The following is a 21,448-nucleotide window of genomic DNA, read 5'->3' on the forward strand; positions in this document are numbered from 1 at the left end:
AACCTTTCAACTCAGACGCGAGCACCCCCAATCGCGTCCCGTCCGTTCTCGACGGTTAGCTCGCGATCATCGCACGATTGAGCCCGCCGAACCTAAATCCCACTGCTGTAGATATCACTGTGATAGATCGGCTCCGTCGGCTGGGTTTTCAGTTGCAGCCCGCATTTAGCCGGCGTGCAAGGATTCTCTCCGTCGATGAATTGCCCACAATCGATCAGCCCTCCTTCGCTCGTCCCGACGAGTCGGAGCAGATAGTCCGGATCGATCGGTCCGGGATCGATCCACATGCCATCGGGCGTCAACTCCATCGTCCCGAGGTCGAGATCGAGCCCGCGACGAACGACTTCGAAGTTCACATAAAGGTTCAACAAACCGTTTTGCGAATTCAGCAAGTCGCTCAATGCCGAGATCGTATCGCGAGCGGCCGTCGGTCCGCTGTTGAGCCCACGTGCGTCACGGAAGGAACGAATGTCTTCGTTGAGTTCCAACTGGGTCGCGGCGATTCGGACCGATTGGCGTCCGAGTTCGAAGTTGATCCGGTTGGCTTGCAATTGCCGAATCGTTGCCCGCAACAACTGCCAAATCCCGTCCTCGAATCCGTAATACGATCGCTTGGCCTGTTCATACTCGATCAAGGATTGACGATACGTGTTGCGTTCTTGCAGACGTGTGATCGGAGCGTCCCATTGCAGCCCGACTCGTAGGGAGCCGGTATTCTGCCGCAGTGCGAACGGGTTGTTGCCGTCGTTCTGAACTTCGCCCGAGAACGTCAAGTCGAGCGAGCTTTCGAGGTTATCGGCAATGAACTCGATCGAACGATATTGATCAACCAAGCTCGCCCGAGCGTTCGCCCAGTCGCGGCGATTCAGCCGTGCGATCTGCAACGCTTGAGCTGGATCGATCTCAACCTCCGGCAACACAAGGCTCTCCACGCGAGCCCGAGCTTGGACGAGTTGCAATGCCAGAACATCGTCACCGAGCGAGGACAGCAGTTTCTGACTCGAGAGGATGATTTCGCGGCGAACGACTTCGGCGATCTCGGCGCGATCCTCAGTTCCCGGTCCCGAGACAACGTACTTCTCGATACTATCGGTCAACTGATCGACTTCGTTTTGGTAGTTCACCAAACGCGAGGAGAGCTGCTCGAACTGTTGGTCCAACTCTTCGCCGAGTTCCATGATCGGTTCGATGTCAAAAATTGACTCATCGAGTGTCTCGATCCCCAACAACGAGCAAATCGTTTCTTGCTCCTCGCGGTAAAGCTCCAACAGTGATTCGGTTTGCCGCCGTCGCTCGGGCAACTGTTCGAGCAGAATCTCCAAGTCCGTCTGAACCCGCGGGAGGTCTTTCGAGACGAGGTTGCGTGAGAACCGCGAAAGCGGCTTGATCGCCTGCCGAAGTTTTTCGATCACCGCGATCGTGTCATCGTCCCACTTCAATTCGGCATGCGGCAAACCGGTGTCTTCGTCAATTTCCATTACCGCCAGATCCAGCAGTGCGACGTTCAGTTCACCGACTTCCGCCCGGGTGGCAATCAACTGCTCGCGGCGTGAGCGTAGTTCTCGGTCAATCAGTTCGAATCGATTCAATGCCGGATCGTTGATCTGCACGCACAGGTAAGGCGGCAATCCGAGGTCGCCGAGAAAACTGTCGACGGAGTTTTGGAATGCGACGCGGCGAGATACCAACGCACTCTGCGCGCCGAGCAGGGATGAGCGTGACTGCGCGATCTGCAATCGTTGACGAATGATCGCTTCCGGGTCGTCCGGAATGGTGGTCAACAATTCGACGAGTGTGTTTTCGAGAATGACGAGGTTCTCGCCGAGTCGGGCGATGTTTTCTTCAAGGTTGCGGATCTGCAGTTGGTCTTGAAGCAACCCAATGAAACCGCCGGCGTCAGGAACACCACCGCCACCGGTCAGCCCAAATCCACCGCCACCGCCGAGCCCCCCAAAGCCGCCGCCGAGTCCCGTGAATCCGCTCAGTCCGACGCCAAACACACCACCGCTGCGTCGCACTTGGGTATTGATGTTACGACCGGTGGTGATGTTCAAGTAGAACTCCCGCCGAAATCGCTCAAACGATCGGACGTTGGCGAGCAATCTGCGTTCGGCCAAGGTCAGCCGTTCCAAAACACGGTCGCGACCGGCTCCCCGTAACAGAGGTTGCAACAACGTGAAATCGAGAACCGTGAATGCGGACTGCGAATTCGGCCCGCTGAGTTCCCAGACGATGTTATTGGCGACACCCACGATCAGGTTTCCGCCGGTGGCAAAGGCCCGCTGCATCGACAGATCGCGAGCCCCGTTGCTGTCGGCACCGAGGGCGATCGCACTGCTGCTCTCGCCGGTCCGCCCCGCACCGATTGCCGTGTAGGAGGTGTCCGCCCCACCAAAGAACTGCGTGTCGAACTGAAACCGTTCGCTGCTGACGTCAAGCGCCGACAGGAACAGGGTCTCGAGTTGCTCCTGATATTCCGACGAATGCAACAACGCGATCCGAACCGCATTGTCTGCGTTGAGTTCGAGAATCCCGTTTTCGTTGAGCGGCAGATATTGCCACCACAGCGGATTTTCAGCTGCGTTGGTCAGCCCCGCGGCCTCCCACATGGGGTAACCACGCCGCCCATCGACGCACTGCATGAACCGGTTCGACGCCGGGTCGTCCAACGGCATCGGTTGGAAATCGGGGTCGAACGGATTAAACATGCGGCTCCGAGGATCCAAATCGATCGTCAGAGGAGTGTTGACCGGACGAGCGACCTGCACCGCCTTTTCGGCGATTAACGCATTGGCCTCCCCGTCGGCTTGGACGCGGTAGTGTGCGCGTGAGCACCCGCCGACGGCGATTGCGACAATCGCGACCGTCATCCCGAACGCCCCGCAAATGCGAAACGTATTGAACCGCGGGATTCCCACGCCTGCTGGGCGAGAAAAACCAGCCTCTGGCGACATTTGAGAATCCGCATGGGTATCGTAAACCAACGAGCGATCGAGCACGTCTTCCATCCGTGGGTTAAATGTACGAGTCATTCGGAACGGCCTGCCGATTAGGATTCGGACGATCCGAGCAACCCGCTTGACCGGTTCGCATCGGAAAGCCGCTACATCCCCACCAATGGCGTTGGTTTGGTGACTGATGTCCGGAATGTGCCGATTGAGGTGCTTTGAAAATTGATTCCGGCGGTTGGTGTCAGAAAACTTGGTGAAAAACTAGCGGTTAGGCCGACTCGTCGATTAAACTTCTGTTTCGGGCAACCTGAACGCCTGCGTTTGAATTCGCAATTACTCCACTTTTCTCCTATTCGATGCAGTACGCCCTCCTCGCATTTTTGGTCATCTTGGTGCTGGTCCAGGCTTTTTTGCTATGGAAAGCACGGGCAGAATGGCGTTGGTACGAAATCACAGCGATCATCATGACGATGATTCTGGCCGTCGTTTTCGTATTCCCGGTCGCCGGTGCGCTGAAGAGTCGTTCAGCCTGGCACAAAGTCAAAGAGGATCTCGACGCCCGCCTGGCAAAAGCCAAAGCCGAACAAAAGGAGCTCCGTGACGGCGATCGCAACAATCCGCTGTCCGACCAAGGGGCACTTCCGCTGGCCCAAAAACTCGCGGCGATCGGAATCGAGGCCGGACGTCGATGGCGTGGACTGCGTTTCAACAACGCGAATTTCAACGGCCAACCCTCGATTGTTTTGTCGAGAGTCGCCGAAGTCGATGACGGCACCGACCCGCTCGACGGCACACCACCGGATGAGGGGGCCGCCGCCGGCGAGGACGAGGCCGATCCGATGCCACTGATTCCCGAATCGATGGTTGTCTACGGTTTTGGCGAAGGACGCGGCCCCAATATCGAGGTTCCAGTCCCGATCAAATTCCTCGGCGAATTCCGAGTCACCGCCAGCACCCCGACCCAAGTCACCCTGACACCAACCGGGCCGCTGCTACCCGAACAACAACGATTGATCGAACAGGGCAACGCCCGCAGTTGGTCCGTCTACGAGCTGTTGCCACTCGACGGTCACGAACCGTTCATCGCCGAAGGCAGCCTCGAAGATGACGACAACATTTTCGGCCGCGTCGATGATCAATTGATCAGTGCGATCCTGCAGGGAGCGTCCGAAGAAACTCGCAACAACTACCTGCGTGACGGTTCACGGTCGTTGCCCGATGACGAGCCGTTGTCTCGCTGGGTCAAAATCGAATTCACGAAAAATCACACGATCACGGTCGACAGCCCCGATCAATACAGTGCTCTCGAAGGTGGCTTTTTCGACGGAAGTGGACGCGCCGTTGACAGCCGTCTGCAAGTCGGTGACAGCGGCCAGGTTAAATTCGACAAAGGCGACCTCTTAGTCGTCAAGGAAGAAGCGGCCGATGCGTTGAGAGCCGAAGGCGTCGCCCGACTCGTGGACGAGTATTACCTGCGCCCGCTTAACGACTATCGTTTCGTACTGCGTCGTATCCGTTTGCGAATTGCGGAACTCGATAACCGGGCCGTGCAACTGAATTTCGAAAAAGATGTGTTGGAGCGAGCGATCGACGCAACGGTCAAAATGTTCGCGTCGTACCAGACCGACAAATTGTTGCTCGAACAGGATTTCGATCAGTTCGAGAAAGAACGACTGGCGCTCGAAGCGTACAACAAAGACTTGCGTGAAGGCTCTCGAGCGACACGTGAAAAATTGGTTCGTCTGTACCGCAGCAACCAGGCCCTTGAGTTAGAACTCGAACAGATCCATCGCTCGATCCAAGAGAACATCAATTCGTTGACCTCTTCGGAAGTTCGCTAGCGAATTCTTCCCGATAACGCGTTGCCGCGAGCAGGTTTCAGTACTGCCGCGCCGCGTTCTCTGCCCCCCCAACTCTCGTTCCCACCGGGATATCTGCGAGGGCTCGCGTGAACGGGCAACCACGGCCTCTGCCAGCGAGAGGCTACGCTGGGTAGAATTATTTGTGCAAGTCCTCCGCCAAGAATACCGTTTGCGGACTTCCCCTCTCGGTACGCTGCCGAAAGGGACGGCTGATTCGAGAGGCTGTCTCGAAATGTGCCACGTTGAGGTGTGAACTGTTGAACGAAACGCCGAACACGATGCATGATCTGCCTGAGCGTCCGAACACGCTGGTGATGTCTTACCTCGGCATTCGAAGAGCGATCGGGATTAGCGGGTTATTACTGCCGATCGTCTTGGGGCCGGTCGGATTGCTGTTCGGCATCGAAATCCAAGACAACCTCAGCAGCTACTACCACACACCACTGCGTGATGTTTTCGTCGGCACGCTGTGCGCCATTGGGATCTTCCTGTTCTGCTACCGCGGTTACGACCGCGTTGAAAACTGGACCGCGAACCTCGGTTGCGTCTCGGCGCTCGGCGTCGCGTTGTTTCCGCTCGATTTCAACAGCGATCCCCTCGTCCAGAAGTCAATCACCGGTTACCTGCACACCGTCAGTGGCGGACTGTTCTTTCTCACGCTCGCCTTCTATTCGCTATACCACTTCCCTCGCGACTCGAGACGCGAACACGAGCCTCATCTGCGAGAGCGTGATTTCGTTTACCGAACGAGCGGGCTCGTGATTCTGGGATCGATGTTTGCGATGGGCGGCTACTTGTTCTTGCTTCCGGACGAATGGAAACAGTCGTTTAACGACTACAACTTTCTATTTTGGATGGAGTGGATCGCAGTGTGGTCGTTCGCCTCGGCGTGGTTGGCAAAAGGGCGCACTATTGTCGCGGACATCGCGGTCGACGTTCTCGCGTACTCGAGCGAATTGGTGCTCGGTCGAAGCCAAACGCAATGATGGGCACGACCGGCGGATCTCATAATCCCGCTAAACGGCGCTGAAGTACCGCAACGCCGCGACAGCCAACGCCCGGACGTTAACCGGTTTCGGCACGACCGCCTCAACGTGAAGTTGATTCAGTTCTGACAACGTCTTTTCGTTGATCTTCGAACTGCAGACGATGATGGGAATGTCCCTAAGATGTTCGATATCGCCAGTCCTCAATCCTTCGATCAACTTCTCGCCGTCCATAATCGGCATCTCCAAATCGGTAACGATGGCATCGGGGCTGGTGTCTCGCGCTAGCTTCAGTGCCGCACGCCCGTCCTCCGCTACCAATGTGGAAAACCCGAGCCGCTCAAGAGTACGAGTAACCAAATGCCGAGAGGATGCCGCGTCATCAACCACTAAGACGGTCGGGAATGACTCTCGATCAGAATTTCGCTCGGGTACCTTAAGCATCTCACGCTCTCGAATGAATCAGATTGGATTACTCGTCACCTAATCACCTAACGATTTCAACGGTCGGCAGGGAAAAACGGGAACAACGACGGTCGAATCGACCACCCCCAAAAGGATGCAAACGACGTTCCAACCTCCATTTCCAGTAGCCGAAGCGAAGGTCGCCGGTGTTCACGTGACATTCGTTTTCCCCCACCCGCGAGCAACGTTGCCCAACCAATCGTTGACACAAACCGCAACTCGCTGCGAACGCGTAACTATCCGAGGGGTTCACTTTTCACACAAACCGATCGCGAATCGCCCCCCGTTCGCTGAATCGGATATCACCGCAATGACCATCGTGAGCGCGGATCCATCACATCCGGCGCACCAGATTGGCACAGCAATCGCTCTTCCTCTCTCAGCATTCGCGTGACAGACCTTCAACACGGCCACGCTCTCAACACCTTTCCACTGGAGAAACTTATGCTCGGTTGGGCCCTCACATTTTTAGTCATCGCGTTAATTGCAGGCGTACTCGGTTTTGGTGCCGTCGCCGGAACCGCAGCCACGGTTGCCAAGGTGCTCTTCTTCGTCTTCTTAGTGCTGTTCATCATCGGCTTGGTGCTGGGACGACGCCCCGCCGTTTGAGCAGATCGATCAACACAGTCACCCGATCAATGATACCAGCGGTGAACGATGCCAGCGGTGAACGATTCGTTGCAATCGCCGCCATATCGCGTTCCGAACCACACACCAGTGACACGACACCGGGCCGCATCACACTTCCTATCCAACACCCACCCCAGGAAACACCAATGAGCACTCAAACGTATCGACCCGTCAAAAGTAAACAAATCGAACTCGCCTCTCGTCCAGACGGGATGCCAACTAAAAGCAACTTCGAACTCAGCGAAGTGTCCATCTCCCCCATCGCAGATGGTGAGTTCTTGGTTCGAAATCAATGGATGTCCGTTGATCCCTACATGAGAGGACGGATGAAGGACGGCGACAGTTACGTACCGCCTTTTCAAATCGGCAAAGCACTCGAAGGCGGTTGCATCGGCGTCGTCGTTGAATCGAAGAACGAACAATTCGTGGAAGGCGACCAAGTTCTCGGCAACTTAGGATGGCGTGAATTTTGGAAATCAGAGGGGCAGGGTGTCCAGAAGATTGATGCCGAACTTGCACCTGCTCAGGCCTATCTCGGTGCTCTTGGAATGACGGGCATGACCGCCTGGGTAGGGTTGAAACGGATTGCTAACGTACAACCAGGTGACACCGTTTTTGTATCGGCCGCCTCTGGAGCAGTCGGTTCCATGGTTGCCCAGATCGCGAAAGCAAATGGCTGCAAAGTCATCGGAAGTGCCGGCAAGCAGTCCAAGATCGATTGGCTGCGTGATCGTGCGGGGATTGACTCGGTGATCAACTACAAAGAGACAACAAACCTATCCGATGAACTCGGCAAGATGGCGTCCAAGGGCATTGATGTCTATTTCGATAACGTGGGCGGGGAACATCTCGAAGCTGCACTGGATCACATGAATGATTTCGGCAGGATCGCTTCTTGCGGCATGATTTCGACCTACAACGCAACCGAACCACCCGCGGCACCGCGAAACCTTTTCAAGGTGATTGCCAAACGCATCCGAATGCAAGGTTTCATTGTTCGCGACCACATGAATGATTACGAGGACTTCATGCGAGACGTGTCGGCACTGATCCGCAGTGATCAAGTCGTATGGGAAGAGACGGTCACTGAGGGTTTGGAAAACGCTCCCGATGCATTTATCGGTTTGTTCGAGGGTGACAATCTCGGCAAGTCACTCGTCCGAATTGGGTAACCGACGTCGCGGGTTTCCGTTGCGACTCCTTCACACGGACGCCCGGCATGTTTTCCACCAGAAGCGATCGCTTATCGAAGTTTCGTGCTAACTCAATCATCTTCGGTATGACAATCGCTGTCTTACTTTGTGAACATCGAGCACGTCCTTCCCAAGCAGACGGACTGCGTACCAATTCATCAATTACGGAGACCTCCCATGACGATTACCAGCATCAATCCTGCGACAAACAAGACCATCGAAACCTACACGCCGATGACCAAAGATCAGACGATTTCCGCGATTGGGAAAGCGGACGAGGCGTATCAAGAGTGGAAAAATAGTTCGTTCGAAGAGCGACGTAAGGCGATTCTGTCGTTTGCGAACCAGTTGAGAGAGCGTAAAGAAGAGTTCGCAAAGTTGATCACCCTCGACATGGGGAAACGAATTTCCGAAAGTCGTGATGAAATTGAATTCTGTGCCGAGATCGCGGAATTCTACGCGAACAACGCGGAGGAGTTCTTAGCCGACCAACCGATGAGCGACGTTGACGCGGATGCCTACATACACTTTGAACCGATCGGCGTCCTGATGGGCGTGATGCCATGGAACTTTCCGTTCTATCAAGTCACACGTTTTGCGGCACCAAACATCATGGCCGGAAATACCGTGATGGTGAAACACGCGAGCAATGTCCCACAGTGTGCTGACGCGATAGAGAAACTGTTTCGCGAATGTGGATTGCCTGATAGCGTTTATACGAACCTGTTTATCCCGTCGGAATTCGTCGAAGCGATTGTGTCTGACTCGCGGGTACAGGGCGTTTCGCTCACAGGTAGCGAAAAGGCGGGCGCCGCCGTCGCCGCACTCGCGGGCAAGAATTTAAAACGCTCCGTACTGGAACTCGGCGGCAACGATCCCTTCATTGTCCTCGAGGACGCGGACATCGAGAAAACAGTCGAGTTGGCCGTGAAGGGCCGAATGATGAATGCCGGGCAATCGTGCGTGGCCTCCAAGCGTTTCATCTTGCTGGAATCCATCGCTAACGAGTTTTTGGAAAGATTCAAGGAGGCCATGGGCTCGCTCGAGATGGGCGACCCCACGGATGAAGAAACCACTCTCGCCCCGTTGTCTACCGAAAGCGCGGCGGTGAAGTTGCAGGAGCAGGTTCAATCGTCCATTGATGCGGGAGCGACCGTATTGCTGGGCGGCGATCGTCCCGATCGAGAGGGTGCTTATTTCAATCCAACCATTCTGACCGACGTCACACCCGACATGCCCACGTTCGACCAAGAACTCTTCGGTCCGGTAGCGACGGTGTACGTGGTAAAAGATGAGGCAGAGGCGATCAGCCTCGCGAATCAATCATCTTACGGTTTAGGTGGCAGCGTCTACACCCAAGACAAGGAGCGAGGCCGACGCGTCGCGGAGCAGATCGAGACTGGCATGGTCTTCCTGAACCAACCGACAAACTCGCAAGCCGAGCTTCCTTTCGGCGGGATCAAAAACTCCGGTTACGGCCGTGAGTTGTCACACCTCGGTATCCTCGAGTTTGTGAACAAAAAACTCGTCCACATGGGCCCCGTCGAAGCATAGACGACGCACCACTTCCCCCCATAGCCGATACACCGTGATCAGGTGAAGTTTTTTTTCGCGTCGTGGGCGAGGTCGCAATTCAGTCACGAGCGTGTCTGCGCCGTTTGAAGTTCATCACCTTGAAGTTCATCACCGATCTCGCGAAGTCATCTCGGCAACCATTCTGATCAACCGTTCGCCATCGATCGGCTTCGATAGATAATCGTTGCACCCCGCCTCGAGACACTCGTTCATATCACCCTGCATCGCGTCCGCGGTCAGGGCGATGATCGGTCCTTTGTATCCCAGTGAGCGAAGGATTCGTGCCGTCTGATACCCATCGAGGTTTGGCATCTGCATGTCGAGCAGGACCAGTGCGGGACAATTGTCTTTCCCAAGGCAGTCTTTCATGAAGTCGACTGCAACCTGACCATCCTCGCACTCGTCAACCGTCGCTCCTGCCTTAGTGAGCAACCGACGACTCAAGAATCGAATGTCACGTCGATCATCGACAACGAGCACCCGGCATTGCAAAGACAAACCCTCTAAACGCTTCGGCTCTGGTAATTTCGCCTCGCTCACAGTCCCGGCGCCGAACTCAACCAGTTCGACATCAGCGACGTCTCCCACATCGACGGTCAGGGTGAATGTGCTGCCAACACCTTCGGTACTTTGCATCGAAATTTCGCCGCCGAGCATTTCCGCCAAACGTTTGCTGATCGCCAACCCCAATCCGGTACCACCAAAATGCCGACTGACCGTGGAGTCGCCCTGAGAGAATGGTTTGAAGAGTCGGTCCTGTTGCTCATCGCTCATCCCGATACCGGTATCGACGATATCGAAGTGAAGGAAGCCGTGTGCAGAACGGAGAGTCCTATCGGCTGAGCCCGTCATATGTGGCTCATTGTCATTGTTCGACGAGTTACCGTCACATCGCGCGTCGTATCGGACAGAGATTTTGACGTGTCCCTTCCGCGTGAACTTGATCGCGTTGCCGACCAGATTGATCAAGATCTGCTTTAGCCGTTTCGCGTCCGACTGAATCAGTTTCGGCAATTTCCCGACATACTCGACCTCGAGTGCCAATCCCCCCTCGCTCGCCCGCACCTCCATGACGCTTCTGACATCTTCGAGTAAGCGTGCGGGCTGAAAACGTTCGTTCTCGATATCCAGCTTTCCCGCTTCAATTTTTGACAAGTCGAGAATGTCGTTGATGATATCAAGAAGGTAATCGCCGTTACGTCGAATGGTTTCTAAATGACGAATCGCTTCCGGATCGTCGATCATGTCACTAATCAAATCCGCATATCCGAGAATCGCGGTCATCGGCGTACGAATTTCGTGTGACATGTTTGCCACAAACGCACTTTTCGATTGGCTCGCCGCGACCGCGGCCCGCTCACTCTCGCGAAGACGCTCCGCATTGAGATGTTCCTCCGTCGAATCCCAATTCAGTCCGTATAGGCTAACGACCTCACCTTTCTTATTGCGAACCACCTCTCCGACGCCCACCATCCATCGGATTTGGCCGTTGTTGCGGATCACGCGAAATTCATGTTCAAAGGACGCTTCCCCCCGCGTCGCTCGACTCCACTCCGCTTTCAAACCCTCGACGTCTTCGGGATGAACGTGCTCGAAGAAAAGCTCCGGTGACGCCGTTTGGTCGAGCGGAATTTCCAGCATTTCATAGACTTCTTCGGTCCAAATACTACCTGACGGAGTCCATTCCCAAGCAGCCATCTCGCCCGACTTCAGCGCCAACCGGAGGCGTTCTTCGCCTTGCCGAATACGTTCGGCGGTTACCTTTTGATCCGTAATGTCCCAGTTCAATCCGACCAATCGAGCCGGTTGACCGTCATGCCCCGGAATCAGTGTCCCGCTGGCCGCCAACCATCGCAACTGCCCATCTGGGCGAATGACACGGAACTCAACCTTGTAATCTTTTCGATCGTTCGTTCCATAGGGGAGCGACTCTTTGACGTGCTGCACGTCGTCGGGATGAATCAGATCGAACAGAGTTTTCCCCATCCGTGGCGATTGCCTATCGATACCAATGACGTCACACCATTGGTCGTCCCAATGGGCAATGTCCGTATCGGGCTGCCACTCGAAGGCTCCCATTCGCGCGGACTCCATTGCCAACGTCAACCGTTGCCGACTCTCGTGAAGCTGGTTTTGAAACTGCACCTCTTGCGTGACGTCGCGAGCGACCAAGGTTCCGCGAATCGGTTTGGGAGGTGATACCGACTCGTCGTAAAAAACACGCTTGCGGATATCGAGCCAACGGATCTCGCCACCAGGCAAAACGATCCGGTGGCGATGCGAAATCTCACCGTTGTCAATCGACGCGAGCGAATGATGGATCGCCGACATCATCAAATCGCGGTCCTCTGGATGGAAGAGCGCATGAACATCGTCGCGAGACACAGTAACCGCGTGATCCCCAAATCCATACAAGCGAGCCGCCTCTTGCGACAATTCGATTTGGTCCGTTTCGTAGTCGACTTCCGCCAGCGTCAAGGCAGCAACATCGATCCCCAATTGCAGTTTGCGCTCGGATTCGACCACTGCGGCTTCCGCCTCCTTCCGATCAAGAATATCAATCGCAGAGGGAATCAGATGAGTCACCCTTCCTTCATCATCACGGACCGGATTGAGCATGAAGTCGAGCATTCGGTTTTCATCTCCCACAACGCGGTAGCGAATGTCCCGACGAATCGACTCGCCTTCCGCAGCACGCGCAACGAGCCCCTTGAGTTCCGCCTGCAATTCGGGATCGTAGTTCCACCAGAAGGTGTCCCAAAATTTCATCCCAATAACATCTTCCCGCGAGAGGTCCGCCGACTGAAGCGCCGGTGCATTCGCCTCGAGCAACGTCCCGTCCGGCAGAAGAACGCCGATGAACCCGACCGTGTTGTCGATCACACGTCTCAGTTGAGCCTCCCGATCGGCCAATTCGAGTTGAATACGTTTGCTGTCGGTGACGTCTGAGATCACGCCAAAGAAATCATTCACCTCGTCATTTTCGCCGATCGCGGTCTGCCCGCGTCCGTGCAACCATCGACGTTCGCCATTGGGCAAATTGACAACGTACTCTTGGTCAAACGCCCCGCTGTTCTCAATCGCGTCCTCAATCGCCTTGGCAACACGTTCACGGTGTTCGGGATCGATCCGATTCATAATCGCTTGCGTGTTCACGTCTTCGTCTGCTTCAAAACCAAACAGTTTTTTCAAGCTGTCTTCAACCACGACCTCATTTGTACGCATGTCCCAACTCCACGGCGCCACTTTGCTGAACGCCATCGAGAGTTCCAAGCGTGCCTTCGCGTGCGCCAGTTGCCGTTCGGCGGCATGTCGATCGCGGATATCGACCCCGGACGGAATCAAGTATTCGACTTCGCCGCGTTCATCAAAAACCGGCGCAATCATGAAGTCGATATAAACACCCTCGTCACCGTGTGCAAAGAGCGACACATCGAAACGGACCGTTTCCCCCGCTCGGGCACGTTCGATCGCATCACGCATCGATTGGGCGACATCCTCCGAATAGGTCCACCAGGGCGCATCGGCGAAAGGCTTACCGACCACATCCTCACGTCTGACTTGGGCGATTTCGAGTGAACGATCATCAACCTCCAACAAGATGCCATCGAGTCCAACGAGGCCGACCAGCCCGAGTTGATGGTTGATCACTCGGCGCAAATGAGCCTCTCGGCCGGCGAGATCCAGTTCGTAGTGCTTCCGTTCGGTGATATCGGTGCACATTCCGACCCAGCGCTTGACGGTGCCACTGGCGTCACATTGCGGCAATGCTCGCACATGAGCCCAACGGTATTCGCCACTGCTTTCATGCCAAATACGATACTCCATCGACAGCGGCTGCTTGGTTGCAACGGTCGCTTCCCACGTTTTGATCGTCGGTTCGCGATCATCCTCGTGTAGCGCTTTCAACCAACCGTAACTGATCCACTCTTCAAACGATTGCCCGGTAAAGGCACGCCAACTCGGCGAATCTTCAACGACCTTACCTTCGGCATTGGTAACCCAAACAATTTGTGACGATGCATCAACGAGCAGTTGAAAGAGCTCCTCACTCTCACGTAATTGCGTAACGTCAGTGAACGTCACCACGATTCCCGAGTCGACACCGGTGTGTGACCGATATGGCAAGACACGACGGATATACGATTTCCCTGAATCGGCATCCACCGTGTCTTCGATGAAGCCGTCCTTGCGAATTGCCTTCGGGTCCGGCAACGGCGGCATGTTCGCCACGTTGGGGACGAACTTCTCGAGCGGCCGACCGATGTCGGTCGGAATCAAATCGTAGATATCTTTGATCGCGGGCGTGAATCGTCGAATATGCAAATCTTGGTCGAGGAAGACGGTCGCGATCTGCGTGCTACGCAACAGGTTCTCTAGATCGTCATGCGCCCGTGCCACGGCGTCACTGGTCGCTCGGATCTCCTCCTTGGACGTTTCGAGTTCCTCGTTTGCAGACTGCAACTCTTCGTTCATCGAGAGCAATTCTTCATTCGAAGATTTCAACTCCTCGTTCGCTGCCTCGATGTCCTGCAGTGTCTTGTCGAGATCATCACGTGTCGTTTCGAGTTCCCACTCGAGCTGCGTGACGAGCGATTCTTGATCGAGGTCAGCAGGCAGGATACTCAGTTCGCCCGAAGAGTCATCTCGCTTGAACGGCTTTCCGACATCATGAAAAACGACCAGGAAGAGCGATTCCTCTTCTCCCAGTTTCGGCATCGGCTGAACGGTGATCATCACCCGCTGAACCAACTCGCCGACCCGGATCGACATGTCTTCATGCTCCACCTTTCGCCGCGTCTTCTTAGCCTCATTGATTGCGGCGCGCAATCCGATTCGCAATCCGCGTGCCGCCATTTTAACGATGTTGTTTTGGTAGTCCCCTCCACTGACCGTGAGATATCGCTGCATGTCAGCCGACGCATTAAGAATCTGTCCTGATTCGTCAATGACAACGCTCTTGGGCGCAAACTCATCGAGCGTGATCTTTTGCCGGATTTCGGTCAGATCAGTAGATTCGTCTGGAGTGGTGTCGTCGGGAGCATCTGAATGCATTGGGATCCGCGCGGGACGTTGTTGGTTTGAATTGCGTGAACCGATGGAAGTCCCTTTGCGTTGGGAGATTCGATAGTGCGAATTAATGGGACGAAACAACTCGCCATGCGAAACGATGTTTTCACTCGGACCGAGAAAGAGAAATCCCGATGGGCGCAAAGCATAGTGAAACAGCGGAATGAGCTTGTTCTGCAAATGCTGACCGAGGTAGATCAACAGATTACGACAGGATATCAAATCTTGACGCGAAAAAGGTGGATCGCTGATCAGGTTGTGAACGGAGAACAACACCATCTCGCGAATGGACTTGTTGACATGATAGCGTTTGCCACGTTTGGAAAAAAAACGTTTGAGTCGTTCAGGACTGACCTGCTCCTCAATGCCTGAGGGATAGGCTCCGGCTCGCGCGATCTGCAGCGCGTGCTCATCGATATCGGTTGCGAAGATCTGAACTTGGCAGTTTGACTGCAACTCATCCATCACCTCGCGGCAAAGGATCGCCATCGAATAAGCTTCCTGCCCGGAAGCACATCCCGCGACCCAAATGCGAACACAATCATCGTCTGAACGCCCGTCAAACAAGTTGGGCAAGACAGATGAACGGAGTGAATCAAATGCCTCAGGATCACGGAAGAAAGCGGTTACTCCGATCAACAGTTCTCGAAACAGGCGACGAACTTCATCCCCGTTTTCTTGCAAAAGCTCAACGTAGTCATCGACGAGCGTGAGCCGCAACACTTGCATTCGGCGTTGAATACGTCGGGTGAGCGTATTGATTTTGTAGTGTTGAAAATTGTGCTTGGTTACCTCCAACAGACGCTCGGCAATCTCGGGAATGGCTTCCTTGATATCGCTTTGCCAATGCACGTTCTTTTCAGGTTGCGTCAGTTCGCTCCAATGTTGGGCATAGTTGAGCAGCTCCGTCGCAATTTCATGGGGCGACAACACGTGATCAGCCACTCCAGTCGTTGCGGCACTTCGTGGCATTGAATCGAATCTCGCAGACTGAGGATCCTGTGCGCACGTTAATCCGCCCTGATCACTGATCGATTTCAGACCGAGTGTTCCGTCACTGCCCGACCCCGACAAAATCACACCGACCCCACGCTCGCGTTGATCTTCAGCTACCGAATGAAAGAAAAAATCGATAGGCGCTCGCTGACGTGCCTCATCGTCATCCTGAACGATCGTGACGAAGCTGTTTTTGAGTGCCAAGAGTTTCTTGGGGGGGCAAACATAAACCGTCGCGGACTTGAGTTTGCGACGGCCCTCGATCTCGACCACTTTCAAGTTCGTTGACTTTGTTAACAACTCGGGCAGCAACGATTCTCGAGTCGCGTCAAGATGCTGAATGAAAACGATCGCCATCTCGGGACTGTCTCCGAGACCACGCAATAATTCCTGGAACGCCTCGAGTCCTCCTGCGGAGGCGCCGACTGCGACGATGAGTGGCGACTGCGTTTTCGGGTTGGCCGTATTTGTCATATTCTAAGTAAGTTGGATCATTTTCGTTCAATCGTATCATCCGAGCAAATCCCGTAGGACGATGCCTTCAACACGCTCGGATGAAGCAAATACGGAAACGGTCGCATTAAGCTCGGTCCACGTTGAGTGGAAGAAGGTTCACATCGAAACAAACGGGCAGGAGAACTGCAACGCTAAGATTGCAGACGGCATCAGAATTGTGATCCCGCAATATCGCTCGCCCCTTCGTCACCTTCCCTCCGAACGAAAAAGACGACGCGTCCTGCGAATTCGTCGCGATTACGATCCGTTGGTTTCTTCACTGATTTTACCTCGAAGCCACTTGGCTCGTTCTTTTCGACGTTCTGTCAATTCGTCAGCCAAAATTTCCTGCGTGTATTTGGCCACCATGCTGACCAAACGCATGTGATCGATCGGTTTGGAAAGGTAATCGTCGCAACCACCATTAAGACACCGATCCCGATCCCCTTTCATCGCATCCGCGGTCAATGCGATGATCGGCCACTGAATCCCCTCGGATCGCAGCTGCGCTGTCGCATGCAGCCCATCGACGTTCGGCATTTGCATGTCCATCACGATCAAATCAAACGGTTGCCCTTCGTCACGAGCGGCGATCGCGGCATCAATTCCCTGCTGTCCATCCTCAGCCGTCGCGACCTTCGCACCTGCTTTCTCGAGAAAGTGTTGACTGATGTGACGCACGTCACGGCGATCGTCAACGACGAGCACGCGGCACGAAAGTCGGGGCGATTCGGGAAACGGAACATCAGGCTCGCCTTCCCGGACCACGAGACTCGGTTTGACCAACTCGATGTCCTCAAACGAAGCGATCGGCAAGCGGACGTAAAACGTCGATCCACGCTCAGGCACGCTCCTCAAATCCATTTCGCCGTCCATCATATGCACCAGTCGTTGACTGATTGCGAGGCCCAAGCCACTGCCGCCGTACTGCCGCGTCACCGAAGAGTCCCCCTGGGAGAAGGGTTTGAACAGTCGTTCTTGCTGCTCGAGCGTCATCCCAATCCCCGTGTCTTCGATCGCGAATTCGATCATCGGGGTCTTAACGTCTTCGAGGAACTTCACCTTCAGACGAACGGAACCTTCATCGGTAAACTTGATCGCGTTGCCAATCAAATTGATAAGCACCTGTCGCAAACGTGTCGGATCGGTCTCGATCGTCTTGGGGACCAATCCTTCAAAAACCACATCAAATTTGACCTTCTTCTCCTCAGCTCGGACCGCCATCAGCGATTGTATGTCCGCGACAAGTTGCGGCAGCGCGGTGGGTTCAACATCGACGTCGAGTTTACCGGCTTCGATACGCGACAGATCCAAGATGTCGTTGATCAGCTCGAGCAGGTGTTCACCGTTGCGTTTCATGATCAAGACGCAGTTGCGGTTATCGGGGTCGTTGAGGTGCCCGAGCAACACGTCGGCGTATCCAAGAATCGCAGCCATCGGCGTGCGAATCTCGTGGCTCATATTGGCTAAGAATTCACTCTTGGATTGGTTCGCCGCCAGTGCCATTTGCTCGCTCTCGCGCAACCGCACTTCCTGTTCTTTTCGCTGGGTGATGTCTTGCACGATCGCACTCACGGCCGTCACCGTCGTACCACTCTCGCCGTTGAGATCCAACGGATAGTAACTGGCCAACCAAGTGCGTCGCTCACCACTGGTCGGGTGGGTTCCGACAATTTCCACATCGACCACGGGTTCACCGGTTCGAAACACGCGATCGTAGTGTGGTTTGATTTGGTCCTGAAAACCGTTGAGAAACTCCTCGGCAGTGCGACCGATGTGGTCCTCTCGGGCGACTCCGTTGATCTTTGCCAGTGTGTCGTTGATCCTCAGAAAACGGTAATCGCGGTCGATCAAAGACATTCCCACCGGAGCGGACTGATAGATCAACTCCAGCTCTCGTTTTTGTTTGACCAGCTCGGTGCGAGCAATCCCGAGATTAACTTCCGCTTGACGCTGTCCCTCGATGTCGCTGATCGTGCCAACCCACTCGATCACGCCGCCATCGGAGTCAAAAACCGGAACCGCCTCGGCTACGAACTGGTGCCATGCCTGCGCCGCATGATTCCATATTCGCCCCGTCGCTTGATACTTGGTCAACGTGGTGGCGGCTTGGTTCCACTTTCTCAACAACTCATCGCGATCCTCTTCATGGATTACATCAACCCATCCAAAATCTTTGAGTTCCTCCCACGACTGCCCCGTGTATCGCTCCCATGATGCCTGTGGGGTCGTGAATTTCCCCTCTGAACTCGCGGTCCAAACGATGCTTCGCGTTCCTTCGATTAACGCTTGATGTCGGGCATTGGCAGCCAACAACTGTCGCTCGGTGATCGTGCGTTGCTCGACTTCGTTCTCAAGACGTTGGATCGTAGCGGTCAATGAAGGCAACTTCATGACGTGCGGCAGATTCTTCACGATGACGCCGAGAGTCACCCACGACACAATCGCGGTAAAGAACTTCGCAAGAGCACTCACACGATAGATCGGGTTCCAAAAAATCACCGCCTCGATCATGTGCGTCACCCCGCACGCAACGATGAACGCGGCGAAGAGATAAATGATCCGAGGCAGGATGACGTCTTTCCTCGTCCGGACGAAATAGATCAACGATAACGGGATGCCAAAGTAGGCCGCCCCGATCGCGATGTCCGAAACGATATGCAGCCACCCCAGGAACTCCGACCAGTGCCCGCAATACCATCGCGCGGGAAAGTCCGAGGTGTCAAAGAACTTCTCGAAGAACTCTTGCATCAGGCGGGCACCTCACGCTCGGCGATCGCACGCGCGAGAAACCGTTCGAGTTGCTGCCTTTCGTAATAGCGGTAGCCGGTGACGGGATTCCGCGTGGGCACCAAACGACCGGACTTATCCCAATTCCGCAACGTCTCCGCCGAAACGCCTAGAAATTCCGCGGCGAGTCCAACCCGGATCATTCCCTCGAAAGCACTCCGCGTTTGCTGATCCGCCATCCGTCCACTCCCCATAAAACCTTACAAACTCCCAACTGATATCAAATTGAACGCGGCTCGAGACTTTGGTCAATAAGGCTCGACAGGAGCGTCCGCCGGCACAAAAGTCGGACGCTCTCTCAGCCCCACCACATCGTGCCCCAAACCCATGCCCCGGTCGTCTTTCGCACCAACGATCCTCAAAAACCATCTCGCTACTGCCGCCTGCACCGATCAATCTCACGCTCGATTTCGAATCAGGCGAGCGCCTGCCGAACGGGCGGACAAGAATGCCTAACGAGCCGATGAGGACCTCACAATTGGAGTTCATCGTTGGCAACGACTGCATCTTTCAACGTCGCACGAGGGCTCTTTCAAGTTAGCCGCCAACAACGTTCGTCGCATTCGATTCGTCTTCGGTCCTCACCGAGTCGTCTGCTATACTACGCCCGATGATGGCCGCGAGTGGTATGGCAGTTGCTTCCGCACCATCCCCACACCGCGACTGGGGATCGATGCCTCGAACGTTCATTCGATGCTTTAACGAATAGCCTGGAACCGTTGCTTATGCCGAATCAGTTATGACGCCGAAGCAACGCCAGGCAACCTCTCTGACTCAGACCGCCGCGAGATCGGAACTCGCATTCCAATGCAAATCAGTACGGAGACATTTCGATGGTCATGACTACTCCGGATCACTCACAAACACATCGCTTTCCATCACTCGGAGTCGTGATTCGCGTCGACCGTCCACACGACGGTGTTCCCCGGGTCAACGTTAGCGTGCCTGATGACCTCCTCGATGGGAAATTCGACGCAGCGCGTTGGTCGAGTATCGCCCAGCCCCAACTCTCCGATCAAGAACGTTCGAAACGACGTCATCATATTTGCAATCAATTGCACATCGTTTCCATGTCGCTCGACCTTCTTCAAAACTCATCGATTGATGGTGACCGAGAAGACATCGAACAAACGCTCGAAATCGCGATCACCTCGATGAACGAATTGGAATCGCTCGCCACAGGCTAAGCGAGTTTCGATCACTTAACTTGCCTCGAAGGCCAGACTCTCGCAATTGCCGAGTAATGGAATAGTGGCAGCGACCACAATGGGTGATGACCGACCAAGGCACAATTCGGCACCTTCTCGACGCTTCTACTGTGTTTTGCGGCACGCCCTTTGCATTCTCCATTGGTTAGCCCGGTGAATCCCACCGTGCGATCTAACGAAACCCAAAACGGAGAATGAATATGAGTTTGGAAACAAAGACCGATCTTAATGAAACGACCATCAACAAGCTTCAAAAACTGATTCGCGCCAACATCGACTCCTACAACGGATTCCATGAATCGGCTGAGGAACTCAACGATGAAGCGTTGGCCTCGTTGTTCCGCAGCATTGGTGATGAGCGATCGGCGATGGCGACGGAACTGCAACAGCACGTGGCGTTCAATGGTGAAGAAGCCGAAGATGACGGCAGCGTCGCCGCAAAGACACACCGCATTTGGATCAACATTCGCGGCAAACTCAACGGCGGTGATCCGCACGTGATTCTAATCGAAGCCGAGCGTGGTGAAGACCACATCAAGGAAGCGTACGAGGAAGCACTGAAAGAGACCGCGGGCAGTGCGATGAACGACGTCCTTTCTGCTCAGTATGCCAAGGTAAAAGCGGGACATGACAAAATCCGCGACCTTCGCGACGCGTACGCGAAAAAATAATCCTCACGTTCGTCTCGTCGGTAGCGTTGCACGGCGGCATCTCACATGCCGCTGCAGCGCACCGAACCTTGGGGACAGCGTCCCTGCCCAAACAACCGATAAAACGCCCTATCCTAATCCGCGATAAATATCGATGTACACAATCCTCTTGATCGTCCTGATCCTGCTACTCCTCGGCGTCGTCCCCGCATGGCCGCACAGTCGATCGTGGGGTTACGGACCGAGTGGATTGCTGACCGTGATTGTAGTGATCATGGTTGCACTGCTGCTAATGGGACGTATTTAGAACATCTCCAATCACTCTTCTCTGGAAAGCCGAATGAATTACTTACACCTGACCCTGCGTTCTTCCATCGCCGTAGGCTTACTGACAATGGGGCTCGTATTTTTTGGATGCGACAACAAAGAGACCGTTCTTGACATTGACACTCCCGACGGTGGCGTGGAAGTGGAACGAGACCGAGATGATGGAGCCCTCTCAATCGATGTGGATGAATAAGAGCCACCTGGATAGCAAACGATCAAATGAGAAGAGGCAGCGAACGAAATGTTCGCT

14 protein-coding genes are annotated in these 21,448 nt (G+C 54.7%); 9 read left to right on the plus strand and 5 right to left on the minus strand.

The features are described from left to right. Positions 1 to 92 precede the first annotated feature (92 nt). Complete coding sequence (locus FHS27_RS12195) at positions 93 to 2,870, minus strand: hypothetical protein (protein WP_390853348.1); 2,778 nt, start codon at positions 2,868 to 2,870, stop codon at positions 93 to 95. A gap of 437 nt (positions 2,871 to 3,307) precedes the next feature. On the opposite strand from FHS27_RS12195, the gene FHS27_RS12200 reads away from it, so the two are divergent. Both FHS27_RS12200 and FHS27_RS12205 read left to right on the plus strand, forming a co-directional pair. Next, complete coding sequence (locus FHS27_RS12200; RefSeq protein ID WP_184305203.1) at positions 3,308 to 4,792, plus strand: hypothetical protein; 1,485 nt, start codon at positions 3,308 to 3,310, stop codon at positions 4,790 to 4,792. A gap of 299 nt (positions 4,793 to 5,091) precedes the next feature. Further along, positions 5,092 to 5,799 (plus strand): hypothetical protein, encoded by a 708-nt coding sequence (locus tag FHS27_RS12205; RefSeq protein WP_246419674.1) that lies wholly within the window; start codon positions 5,092 to 5,094, stop codon positions 5,797 to 5,799. A gap of 30 nt (positions 5,800 to 5,829) precedes the next feature. On the opposite strand, the gene FHS27_RS12210 is transcribed toward FHS27_RS12205, so the two are convergent. Next, entirely contained in the window at positions 5,830 to 6,243 is a 414-nt protein-coding gene (locus tag FHS27_RS12210) for a response regulator (protein WP_184305205.1), read from the minus strand. Between the two features lie 465 nt (positions 6,244 to 6,708). Between FHS27_RS12210 and FHS27_RS12215 the strand changes: the two genes are divergently transcribed. The 3 genes from FHS27_RS12215 (at position 6,709) to FHS27_RS12225 (ending at position 9,641) form a co-directional block, all read left to right on the plus strand. Further along, entirely contained in the window at positions 6,709 to 6,873 is a 165-nt protein-coding gene (locus tag FHS27_RS12215) for a DUF1328 family protein (RefSeq protein ID WP_044250748.1), read from the plus strand. A 167-nt stretch (positions 6,874 to 7,040) separates the two neighbouring features. Next, on the plus strand, positions 7,041 to 8,066 hold the full coding sequence (locus FHS27_RS12220; protein WP_184305206.1) for an NADP-dependent oxidoreductase: 1,026 nt from the start codon (positions 7,041 to 7,043) through the stop codon (positions 8,064 to 8,066). Between the two features lie 198 nt (positions 8,067 to 8,264). Beyond that, positions 8,265 to 9,641 carry an NAD-dependent succinate-semialdehyde dehydrogenase gene (locus FHS27_RS12225; RefSeq protein ID WP_184305207.1) on the plus strand — a complete coding sequence of 459 codons (1,377 nt, stop codon included), beginning with the start codon at positions 8,265 to 8,267 and terminating at the stop codon, positions 9,639 to 9,641. 129 nt (positions 9,642 to 9,770) lie between these two features. Here FHS27_RS12225 and FHS27_RS12230 read toward each other — a convergent pair whose 3' ends face one another. The 3 genes from FHS27_RS12230 to FHS27_RS12240 all read right to left on the minus strand — a co-directional run bounded on the left by FHS27_RS12230 (position 9,771) and on the right by FHS27_RS12240 (position 19,192). Next, positions 9,771 to 16,202, minus strand: a complete 6,432-nt coding sequence (locus FHS27_RS12230; protein ID WP_184305208.1) for a PAS domain-containing protein — start codon at positions 16,200 to 16,202, stop codon at positions 9,771 to 9,773. A gap of 279 nt (positions 16,203 to 16,481) precedes the next feature. Next, positions 16,482 to 18,974: an ATP-binding protein gene (locus FHS27_RS12235; RefSeq protein ID WP_184305209.1), complete on the minus strand. Its 2,493-nt coding sequence runs from the start codon at positions 18,972 to 18,974 to the stop codon at positions 16,482 to 16,484. Then, positions 18,974 to 19,192 (minus strand): MerR family DNA-binding transcriptional regulator, encoded by a 219-nt coding sequence (locus FHS27_RS12240; RefSeq protein WP_184305210.1) that lies wholly within the window; start codon positions 19,190 to 19,192, stop codon positions 18,974 to 18,976. The genes FHS27_RS12235 and FHS27_RS12240 overlap by 1 nt, the downstream gene beginning before the upstream one ends. 654 nt (positions 19,193 to 19,846) lie before the next feature. Here FHS27_RS12240 and FHS27_RS12245 point away from each other — a divergent pair. The 4 genes from FHS27_RS12245 (at position 19,847) to FHS27_RS12260 (ending at position 21,391) form a co-directional block, all read left to right on the plus strand. Next, complete coding sequence (locus tag FHS27_RS12245; RefSeq protein WP_184305211.1) at positions 19,847 to 20,200, plus strand: hypothetical protein; 354 nt, start codon at positions 19,847 to 19,849, stop codon at positions 20,198 to 20,200. A 221-nt stretch (positions 20,201 to 20,421) separates the two neighbouring features. Further along, on the plus strand, positions 20,422 to 20,892 hold the full coding sequence (locus FHS27_RS12250) for a PA2169 family four-helix-bundle protein (protein WP_184305212.1): 471 nt from the start codon (positions 20,422 to 20,424) through the stop codon (positions 20,890 to 20,892). A gap of 133 nt (positions 20,893 to 21,025) precedes the next feature. Continuing rightward, the gene (locus FHS27_RS12255) at positions 21,026 to 21,178 is read left to right on the plus strand and encodes a DUF3309 domain-containing protein (protein WP_184305213.1); all 153 of its coding nucleotides are present in this window, start codon (positions 21,026 to 21,028) and stop codon (positions 21,176 to 21,178) included. Positions 21,179 to 21,211: 33 nt separating this feature from the next. Further along, positions 21,212 to 21,391, plus strand: a complete 180-nt coding sequence (locus FHS27_RS12260) for a hypothetical protein (RefSeq protein WP_184305269.1) — start codon at positions 21,212 to 21,214, stop codon at positions 21,389 to 21,391. Positions 21,392 to 21,448: the final 57 nt, after the last annotated feature.

The organism is Aporhodopirellula rubra, assembly GCF_014192335.1.
Lineage (GTDB): Bacteria > Planctomycetota > Planctomycetia > Pirellulales > Pirellulaceae > Rhodopirellula > Rhodopirellula rubra.